This is a genomic window from Pseudanabaena sp. 'Roaring Creek' (assembly GCF_001402795.1).
GTDB lineage: Bacteria > Cyanobacteriota > Cyanobacteriia > Pseudanabaenales > Pseudanabaenaceae > Pseudanabaena.
In genome coordinates this window covers 1-9,962 of sequence record NZ_LIRE01000755.1, presented here as the reverse complement: position 1 = coordinate 9,962, position 9,962 = coordinate 1, and the positions used below count along the sequence as shown (strand labels likewise).

General features: G+C 45.0%; 7 protein-coding genes. 4 read left to right on the top strand and 3 right to left on the bottom strand.

Going from position 1 to position 9,962, the window contains the following annotated elements; all coding sequences use genetic code 11:
* Positions 1 to 254 precede the first annotated feature (254 nt).
* From AC805_RS23130 to AC805_RS23120, 3 genes are all read left to right on the top strand, one after another.
* Positions 255 to 1,313, top strand: coding sequence for an NADP(H)-dependent aldo-keto reductase (locus AC805_RS23130; RefSeq protein ID WP_055077590.1), 1,059 nt, complete (start codon positions 255 to 257; stop codon positions 1,311 to 1,313).
* A 12-nt stretch (positions 1,314 to 1,325) separates the two neighbouring features.
* Positions 1,326 to 3,191 carry a phosphodiester glycosidase family protein gene (locus AC805_RS23125; protein ID WP_231664266.1) on the top strand — a complete coding sequence of 622 codons (1,866 nt, stop codon included), beginning with the start codon at positions 1,326 to 1,328 and terminating at the stop codon, positions 3,189 to 3,191.
* 134 nt (positions 3,192 to 3,325) lie between these two features.
* Positions 3,326 to 4,306: a beta-fructosidase gene (locus AC805_RS23120; RefSeq protein WP_055077589.1), complete on the top strand. Its 981-nt coding sequence runs from the start codon at positions 3,326 to 3,328 to the stop codon at positions 4,304 to 4,306.
* 170 nt (positions 4,307 to 4,476) lie between these two features.
* On the opposite strand, the gene AC805_RS23115 is transcribed toward AC805_RS23120, so the two are convergent.
* Both AC805_RS23115 and AC805_RS23110 read right to left on the bottom strand, forming a co-directional pair.
* Positions 4,477 to 5,625 (bottom strand): IscS subfamily cysteine desulfurase, encoded by a 1,149-nt coding sequence (locus AC805_RS23115; protein ID WP_156341546.1) that lies wholly within the window; start codon positions 5,623 to 5,625, stop codon positions 4,477 to 4,479.
* A gap of 190 nt (positions 5,626 to 5,815) precedes the next feature.
* Complete coding sequence (locus AC805_RS23110; RefSeq protein WP_055077587.1) at positions 5,816 to 7,069, bottom strand: pitrilysin family protein; 1,254 nt, start codon at positions 7,067 to 7,069, stop codon at positions 5,816 to 5,818.
* Between the two features lie 890 nt (positions 7,070 to 7,959).
* Here AC805_RS23110 and AC805_RS23105 point away from each other — a divergent pair.
* Entirely contained in the window at positions 7,960 to 9,318 is a 1,359-nt protein-coding gene (locus tag AC805_RS23105) for a hypothetical protein (protein ID WP_009627351.1), read from the top strand.
* Between the two features lie 69 nt (positions 9,319 to 9,387).
* Here AC805_RS23105 and AC805_RS23100 read toward each other — a convergent pair whose 3' ends face one another.
* Positions 9,388 to 9,828, bottom strand: coding sequence for a ferredoxin (locus AC805_RS23100; protein WP_055077586.1), 441 nt, complete (start codon positions 9,826 to 9,828; stop codon positions 9,388 to 9,390).
* Positions 9,829 to 9,962 lie beyond the last annotated feature (134 nt).

Below are 9,962 nucleotides of genomic sequence, written 5' to 3'. Positions count from 1 at the left end.
TAAATAAACTTACAGCAATTATCGATCAAACGAACCACAAGAAAATTTTTGAAAGCGTTGCGAAGCAACGCTTTCAAAAATTTTCTTGGTTTGGGTTTGAGCGTAAAGCGCTGTAAAACTTAAAAGCCTGTGCCGCCCGCGCAGCAGGCGACACAGGCTCTGGTTTGATTATTTAATTATACTGACGTACTTATAAATCGTATAAATCGGAAATCACTGTAGTATTCTGGTTTTGCGGTATATATACATCGAACATGGAATATAAAAGGCTTGGCTCAAGCGATCTTTTGGTGTCCGAAATTTGCCTAGGGACAATGACCTACGGTCAGCAAAACACGATCGCCGAGGCTCACGAACAACTGGACTATGCGATCGCGCAGGGGGTGAACTTTATTGATACTGCCGAAATGTATCCAGTGCCGCCGAAAGCAGAAACTCAGGGCAGAACCGAACAATATATCGGTGAATGGTTAGCTCAGCCTCGCATCAAGCAACAACGCGATAAATTAATTGTAGCTACTAAAATTATTGGTACGGGACGCAATTACAATTGGTTGCGTGATGATGCGATCGCCGCCTTAAGTCGCAAAAATATTTTTCAAGCCGTAGATGATAGCCTCAAGCGTTTACAAACTGACTACATCGATCTCTATCAAATTCACTGGCCCGATCGCAACGTACCGATGTTCGGACAAGTAGCCTTTGATCCTCAGCAAGAGCGAGAAATGGTCGCCATTGCCGAGCAATTAGAAACCTTTGCCGAACTCATAAAGGAAGGCAAAATTCGTCATTTGGGAGTCAGCAATGAAACTCCTTGGGGGATCTGTGAATTTAGTCACACCGCCAAAAGACTGAATTTGCCGAAGATTTTATCAATTCAAAATGCCTACAGTCTTCTCAATCGTACCTTTGACAGTCACCTTGCTGAAGCTTGTTACCGCGAGGGAGTGAGTTTACTCGCCTATAGCCCCCTTGGGTTTGGACATCTGTCAGGTAAGTATCTCCAAGGTGTCCAAACCAATACTCCTACTAGGATCGGTCTATTTCCTAACTTTGGTCAACGCTATAAAAAGGTTAATGTCCATGCGGCTACTGTGGAATATGCAGCGATCGCACAAAAGTACGATTTATCTCCTACCCAATTGGCATTAGCATTTGTAAGAAGTCGTTGGTTTGTAGCAAGTACGATCGTCGGCGCAACGACAATGGAACAACTCAAGGAAAATATCGACAGTGCTAATGTGCATCTCAGTACTGAGATTTTGGCAGAAATCGATAATGTCCATGCTCGCTATTTTAACCCAGCACCTTGAGTAATAAATTCAGTGCAATCCTATCTCCCTGCTCTGGGAGATAACGTATTAAACCTCATTCGCATCATGAAAATGACCTACCGTAAAGCGCTAATCCCCCTTCTTACTGCTGTTAGCTGTCAAATTCTCATTGCTGACGGTGCAATCTCTGCCAATATCGCGGATAGCGGCAATGTCATCCAGTTAAATGGACAGACTTGGTCGGGGCGTTGGATCAAGAAAGTCGAGCAAGGACAGCAAAACCTATACGTACAAGAAGACTGGCTAACGGGTGGTTTAGGCGTACAGATGATGGATTCGGACAAAGCCGATCGCCAAAGACTGCGATGGTTTTCGAGTCCCACCTTCTCACAGGTTACCTTCGATAATACGGGGCGATGGCGCTATCTCTCCCTCGCCCCATTTACCGAGCAATGGCGGACAGAAATCTCAGGTACTACTCTCAATATTTATACCCCCGATGCCCAAATTCAATCTCTGCGCCGAAGCAAGCAGGTTTGGGGCGATCGCATAGCGATCGATCTCAGTCGGCGCACACCTTGGCGAGTCAGTCAGCAGGGTAATACGATCACGATCTTTGTATCAGCGGAAGTTTCACCCGATCTGCCCATTGGCTCCAATGCGATCGCGGGGAACTTGGTAAAATCGGTTAACGTATTGCCAATGGGGAAATCGACCCAAATTCAGATTCTATTGAATGAATCGCTCCAACCTGCGATCGAGATGCTCAGTAGTCCGTCACCGAAACTAGTCATCGATCTGCGGCGCGACTATATTCCCCCTAGCCTGACGGTACAGTGGGCAGAGGGGCTGCGAAGAATCGAACGGGTTGTCGAAATTCCCAACAAGCCCAAAACAGATAAGGAGCCTAAGACCATTAAATTCTCGGTTACGGCTTTAGAGGTCGATTTGAAATCCCCGCGATTAAGGTTACGTCCCATTTGGAGCAATCCCGATGGATCTCCTGATGGCATCATGGGTTTAATGCCATTGCCGCAAATGGTGGAACAGTCTCAAGCGATCGGTGCAATCAATGGGGGCTTTTTTAACCGCATTCGCAAGTTACCCGTAGGCGCAATTCGAGAAGGTAATCGGTGGATTGCGGGAACGGCGCTAGTCAGAGGAGCGATCGCTTGGAACGAGCAGGGTGAGGCGATCGTCGATCGCCTCAACTTCAATGAAGAAATCAGTACGGCAAATCAGGCAAAAATTGCTCTTACTAATCTCAATAGCGGTTACGTGCAAAGGGGAATTGCCCGCTATACATCTAATTGGGGTAGCATGTATATACCGCTTACCGAAAACGAACTGATCGTCGTGGTACGAGGCGATCGGGTCACGGCTCAATATCAGGGCAGTGCCGTCGGTGTCGGACAGGTTGCCATTCCTAGTGATGGCTATGTCCTAGTGGCAAGACAAACTCCTGATGCGGCAAATCAATTACCCGTGGGGATGACCGTTCGCGGTCGGCAAGCCTTCATTCCTGACAAGTTTGCCAACTTTCCCAATCTAATTGGAGCGGGTCCACTGCTACTCAAAAATGGAAGCTTATCTTTAGACGGAAAAGTAGAACAGTTTCAAGCAGGTTTTGATACGCAGGCGGCTAACCGCAGTGCGATCGCCACAACTAAGGAAAAAGGTAAACTGCTCCTTGCGACAGTTCAAGCTGCCCCTGACGGGGTTGCGCCCAATCTCCTCCAAACTGCTGAAGTTCTCAAAAAAATGGGGGCAGTGGATGCGCTCAACCTTGATGGTGGTAGTTCTTCTACCCTCTTTCTCGGTGGCGAAGTTCTCAATCGCTCGGTAACGGAGATCGCACCAGTTAATAATGCGATCGCCATATTTATTGCTCCTCCTCCCTCAAAACCACAATTTTAAGCAATACCAATTCACGCAAGTGTTGTCACACTTTCGTGAATTGGTATTAGTTGGAGATTAGTAGCATTGCTATTTTTTTGAATTAAAAGCTACCAATCAATTCCTCATCCTTTACAAAATTGTAAACAGGTTTTATGTTTCCATCAATGCGACATCCCTATCGATATGTATGGGATTTCTGGTATTATTTCGATCCCAAAACAGCCTTATATCACTTGTTTTATCTCAATGCTGATGAGATTTTGGTGCCATCGGCAAAGCACCATCATGCAGCCTGCGTAGGATATGCAGTTACTTCAGACTTCCTGCGGATTGAATGGAGCGGAGAAAAAGAATTTGATATTTTAAAACCTCCAAAGCACCATTGGGCAAACACTTCCATTTGGAGTGGAGATATTATCAAGATCAAAAATGGATTTCTCCTGTTCTATACTTCGAGAAATCGAGAATTAGATGATGGTATGACTCAAAACATTGGAGTTGCCTATACCGCCGACATTTTAAGTAATCGCTGGCAACTTTCTTTGATGCAAATTCCTCCTGGATATTGCTATCAGCTTAAAAATTCCCTCGGCGATCTATCGACCCATGCTTGGCGCGATCCATTCCTATTTCAAGATAATGGACAGATATATATGCTGTTATCCGCAAAGTCAACGAAAGAACCGATCGGACGTAATGGCGTAGTGGGATTGTTAAGCCTGAAAGATAATAACCTGTCCAAAGGAGAATGGGAATATTTAGATCCGATCTTAAACCCCTGCTCCTATTCAGAAATGGAAGTACCGCAACTGTATAAAGATTCCCAAGGTAAATATGAATTGGTCTTTTCCACTTGGGCAAAAAATGACTTTGCGGCTGCTACGAGGCAAGCTGGCGGTTTGCAGGGATTTACGAGCAGTAATTTTAGAAAGTTTAGTGGTATCCCCCATGTATTATTGCCCGAAAAATATGGATTGTATGCCTGTCGAGTAATTCCAGAACTAGATGGAGAAATTATCGGATTTGATACTCAGGAGGGTGGCATTCGTCGTAGTGGGGTAAGGACGAACTTCAAGCATGTCGATCGCGATTTCTCCAAATATAGCTTTAACATCAACGAATTGGGAATATAGCTATCATCGCTTGATACCAATTTCCAAAATGGCAACGCCATTTTGGAAATCTCAAAACCTTACTGGGTTTGTTTTTTAATTTATAGCTATCGCCAAGTGTATTAGGACATAAACCCCAAGAATTGAGTGGCGGCGCGAAGCGCCGCCACTCAACTCTTGGGGTTTATGTCCTATTGAAGCGATCTCACTGATGCGAGCAAATGATCCGCCACTATTTCAATCTCATCGAAAGTATTAAACCGACCAATGCCAAAGCGAATGGAAGCATAGGCTAACTCCTGAGAATGTCCCAGCGCCATCAAGACATGGGAAGGGGTAGTTTTTGCCGAAGTACATGCCGAACCAGAGGAAATGGCGACAATGGGTTGGAGAGCGAGCATTAAAGCCTGACCGTTAACTCCCTTAACGCTGATATTGAGATTGCCTGCCAGTCTTTGCTGGCGATGACCATTGAGAATGATGCGATCGCATTCACTTAACCTTTGCCATAAATGTTCGCGGAGAAATAGAGTCTTTTGCTGTTCTTCCTCTTGGGAAGCGATCGCAATTTCCAGTGCCTTCGCAAAGCCGACAATCTGCGGAGTATAGAGAGTTCCCGAGCGCATTCCGCGCTCATGTCCGCCTCCATGTAACTGTGGGGCAATGGACACTCGCGGTTGACGACGACGCACGTATAATGCGCCAATCCCTTTGGCTCCATAGATTTTATGGGCGGTGAGGGACAGCAGGTCGATCTGCATCGCCTCTACATCTAGCGGGATTTTGCCGATCGCTTGAGCCGCATCGCTATGAAATAGGACTTGGTGGGATCTACAGATCTGACCGATCTGGGCGATCGGTTGCAGTACACCGATTTCATTATTAGCTGCCATCACCGAAACTAAAATCGTATCGGCACGGATCGCACGTTCGAGATCCTGTAGATCGATCAATCCGTCCGAATTGACGGGTAAATAGGTAACCTCAAACCCAAGCGATTGTAAGTAGGCGCAGGGATCTAGTACGGCATTATGTTCCGTCTGAACGGTAATCAGATGTCGCCCCTTCAGGTGATAAGCCTCAGCCACACCCTTAAGTGCGAGATTGTTGGCTTCGGTTGCGCCACTAGTAAAAATAATTTCTTCAGGGGTCGCATTAATGGTCTGAGCGATCGTTTCCCTTGCTAACTTAACGGCTGCTTCTGCCTCCCATCCATAAAAATGACCGACACTAGCGGGATTACCAAAGTTTTCACGAAAATACGGCAACATGGCAGCTAATACCCGCTCATCAACGGGGGTCGTCGCATGACAATCTAGGTAAATCGGTCTTTTCATTATCTGTGTATTACTAGGTGCATTATACCAATTCACGAAAGTGTGACAGTACTTTTGTGAATTAAAAACCAAACCCAGTAAGGGTTTTCAAGTTAAGAAATGGCATAGCCATTTCTTAACTTGGTATAAGTAGCTAAGAGAGAATACCGCCCGCGTAGCGGGCGGTATTCTCTCTTAGCTACTTACTAGATTATTAAATTAATTGCTGTAAAGCTTCTGCCGAACCAATTACCGAAATTGCTGGCGTTCCAAAATATTTTTGGGCAGCCTGTTGGACATCGGCTTCAGTGACCGCTTCGATCGCTTCCACAAATTGGCGATCGAATTCTAAACCTAATCCCATCACCTCATACCAACCATATACCTGAGCAATTTGACCATTGGTTTGCTTGCCGAGAGCATATTGTCCTAATAGCTTACTTTTACAAACTGCTAATTCAGCCTCGGTGATTGGTACTGTCGCAAGGCGTTCGCATTCATGGCGCAAACCTGTCAACGCTGTCCCCGTATTGTGGGAAGCAGTGCCGATATAGGCAACAAATTGTGAGGTATCGAGACGAGTAGGATAGAAGGCTGATACTTCGTAGGCAAGTCCCCGCTTTTCCCGCAGCTCCACAAACAAGCGGCTCGATAAACCATTGCCCAGATAGGTCGAGATAATTTTAAGGGCGGCATAGTCTGGAGAACTGACCGAGGGGGCAGGATAGCCAATCATGACGATCGCCTGTTGAGTATCCTGCTCGTGGGTAACGAGCAAGGGTTGAAAGTTGGGCGATGGCGTATCGATCGCAAAGGATTGGGAAGGGTTTTGCCAATCGCCAAAGGCTTCTTCGACCATTGCGATCGCCCGATCTGGAGAGATATTACCTGCAATGCTTACCACCATTCGATCGGGGCGTAAATAGGTATGGTGAAAATCAACAAGATCTTGCCGAGTAAGATTACTAACCGACAATTCCGTACCAAGGCTAGAAAAGCCGTAGGGATGATCCCCATACATCAAATGTTGTAAGCCCTCGTAGGCGATGGTTAAGGGGCGTTCCTGCTGCGCTCGGATTGATTGGATGGTCAAACGCCTCTCCAGATCGAGTTCGCTATCGGGATAACTGGGCGATCGTAAAATCTCCGCCCCCAGTGACAACATATCTTGAAAGTCCGCAGCAATCGTTTTTAATGACAACAAGAAATAATCGCTAGAGCATTCCGTACCAAGGGATGCACCAATAGACTCTACCTGCTCCGCAATTTCGAGGGAAGAATACCTTGTGGTTCCTCTTGTCATCAGCGAAGCTGCTAGGTGCGTTAGCCCTGATTTTTCAGAAGTTTCAACCATTTCTCCCCCCGCAAAAAAGCAACGCGCAGCAATAATATCTACGGTGGGGTTTTCGGTTACTAAAACCACAATGCCATTGGATAGCACCAAGCGATCGCTAATTCGTTTTGACATTAGTGGTGATATTAGTGGTGACATTAGTGGCAAGTGTATCTTCCCCGATTGATAGCTATCCCGATTGATAGCTGCATCAAGTATATCATCAGGACATAAAACCCAAAAGATAGCAACGACGCTGCAATTCCTAGCTATTGACCATCAAACCGTTAACATAGGGCTGACAACAGCTTTTAATTTTGGTCTTTGAGAAAGGGTTTGCTATGCAAACCCTCTCTCAAAGACCGTTTTAACGTTAAGTTAAGACATATAGCTACCGCCAACTGTATCAGGACATAAAACCCAAGATCGTGCTGTCGCGCGGAGCGCGACAGCACGATCTTGGGTTGATCCCCCTATTTGCTTGCAAAAGCTAGTAGAGTCTAGCTTTTGCAAGCCAAACTAACGATATACATAAGCTCAAACTTGATGAATCATGAGTAATGGTTGAGAAAATTTACTACTTACGCAGATAGATCGACAGATTATGTTAGATTTTCAGTCATCTTTAGAGAGCCGTATTAATATGTTAAGGATAGCTAGTGGTCTCTTTTGTCTACCCCTGAATTACTTAGAGTAATTGGACAACACTAACCAAATCTAATCTGCCATCAATACAACTCGGTTTAAGTTTTATGCAACATAAGGCCTTCAGTACAATGCGCTTATATAAATATCCACGAATTAACGACAAATCATCAGGTACTTGCCACTAAATGTCTACGCTATAGTCCTTTTCAAGGGAATCACGGCTCCCGATTAAGTGCCAAAAATTAAACCCTGTAAAGCTTTTGCCGTTTTAGTTCTCCATAAATAAACTAAAACAACGCTATATCAACAACATTTTGTGGTTGAGATGCTCGGAAAAATGCTGTAAACACGAAGATGTTAAATTCGGAGAGGATTGGATGAGTACTGCAAAGGATAAACAAAAATGTCTAGATTGCTTAATTCAAGCGATCGCAGACTTAAATGGTCAGGCGAATAGAGAGCAATTGACCAAAATCTCCAATTTAATTATTCAGACCATGACTGGTCCTTGGCGGTCTTTCCATACGCCCAATCACATTTTTGAAGTGGGGGAAGGGGGCGATGCGATCGAGGTAATATCAGCATTATTTCACGATCTGGTGTATGTACAAGTCGATCAAGGCATCAGCGTGAATATCAGTCGGTATATTTCTCCCTACATCAAACAGGATCGCGAGCAGCTCGTCATTCTTGAGCCTCCCGAATTGCAAGAAGATGTCGCTTTTAAGATGGTAATCATGCTTTTTGGCTTTCAGCACGGACAGCCTCTATTACCAATGTCTGGGCAAAATGAGTTTCTTAGCGCCTTAATTGCAATAAAAGCGCTAGAAAATATGTTGCCCCTAACAAGACTGACTGAGATTGCAGCTTGTATCGAAGCCACTATTCCTTTTCGCCCGCAACTAGAATCTGGGTTGACCTGTTCCGATCTTCTGTTTGGTCGTTTAGTTGAGGCAAATGAAGTCTTTCAGTTTGGCTGGAACGATCCCGAAATTGCAGAAATTGTCAAACGAGCCGTACGGCTCTCGAACCGCGATGTAGAAAACTTTGCTAGCCCTAATTCTTCACGATTTCTCAATAACACTTGGAATCTAATTCCAGAGACAAACCACGATCTGAAGAATGTGAACTCCTATAGCGTGCATGGCTATCGAGTTTCTATCCAAAAGATGGAAGGATTTATGAACTTCCTTTCTCCCGAAATTGTCTTTAGACGCTATCGGGATGAGCCTAGCGAGAAAAACTATTACAAGCTCCTCGCTCAAACCAAGCAAAACTTAGAAGTGTCAAGACTGTACTTAGGCACAAAATTAACCTCGATCGCTGTTTTAGAAGCATTGTCCTTTCGGATTGGGCGGGACATATCCCTCTCCACGATGATGGGTGAGCTACCGCTCGAAGATACGCCAGTGATCGGCTTAGAACAATTTTTACCCGAAATCGATACGCCCCATCAGCCATCAACACCGATTGAAGCTGAGGTGTTAGAGCTTTTAGATAAGGGGAGAACGGTTGATTCTAGTTACGATGTCAAGAATTCACCCGTGGCTACTTTTATGGTTAAGTCCCTCGGGTTTTCGGAAATGCAACGGATGCTGCTTCTATCCAAGGAGTTTTTTAAAGGTAATTTTACCTCTGAAGAATTAATTGCAAGTTGCGATCCCTATGTGATGTCAACTATCAAGGGGGCAGTCTTACAGCTATTTGAATCTCGCAAAGCCGCTCTTTCTCAATAGGCAGGTAAACCAGCAAATAAGAAATTTTTACTACTATAGTTCTTATATAGCTGTAGGTAAGTTTGAAGGTCAGTTTTTAGGTATGGTTGGTGCGACAAAGGCATAGTCTGAGACGATTGTGCCACCAATAATATGTTCTTGGAGGATCCGCTCTAGCAACTCTGGTGTTGCGGAATGATACCAAACACCATCGGGATAGACTAGCAAGATTGGTCCGCGATCGCATACGCGCAGACAATTAGTTTTAGTCCGAAAGATTTTTGCTTCGAGATTTAGTTCTTTGATGCGGCGCTTGAGGTAGTCCCATGCTTGGAGCCCTGCTTCCTTGGGACAGCAGATCGGTTTAGTCTGATCGGCGCATAGAAATAAATGTTTTTCGATCTGGGGGATTGATAATTTTTGAGCGAGGACGGCTAGCTCTTGACGAATCCGCTCTAGATCGGTGGATTCTAGAATAGGCTCCTCAGCGATCGCTGGATCGGGGGTAGTAACGTCTGGATCTAATGCCATAGGAATATAAAAATATAAAAATACTGATTATACCAAATCACAAAATGGCGTAGCCATTTTGTGATTTTAAAACCCTTACTGGGTTTGGTTTTCAATTTCCAAACGTGTGGCTACACTTTTGGAAATTGGTATTA

Coding starts and splice junctions, on each gene's coding strand:
- AC805_RS23130 (WP_055077590.1), top strand. CDS start 255: ATGGAATATAAAAGGCTTGGCTCAAGCGATCTTTTGGTGTCCGAAATT.
- AC805_RS23120 (WP_055077589.1), top strand. CDS start 3,326: ATGTTTCCATCAATGCGACATCCCTATCGATATGTATGGGATTTCTGG.
- AC805_RS23110 (WP_055077587.1), bottom strand. CDS start 7,069: ATGTCAAAACGAATTAGCGATCGCTTGGTGCTATCCAATGGCATTGTG.
- AC805_RS23105 (WP_009627351.1), top strand. CDS start 7,960: ATGAGTACTGCAAAGGATAAACAAAAATGTCTAGATTGCTTAATTCAA.
- AC805_RS23100 (WP_055077586.1), bottom strand. CDS start 9,828: ATGGCATTAGATCCAGACGTTACTACCCCCGATCCAGCGATCGCTGAG.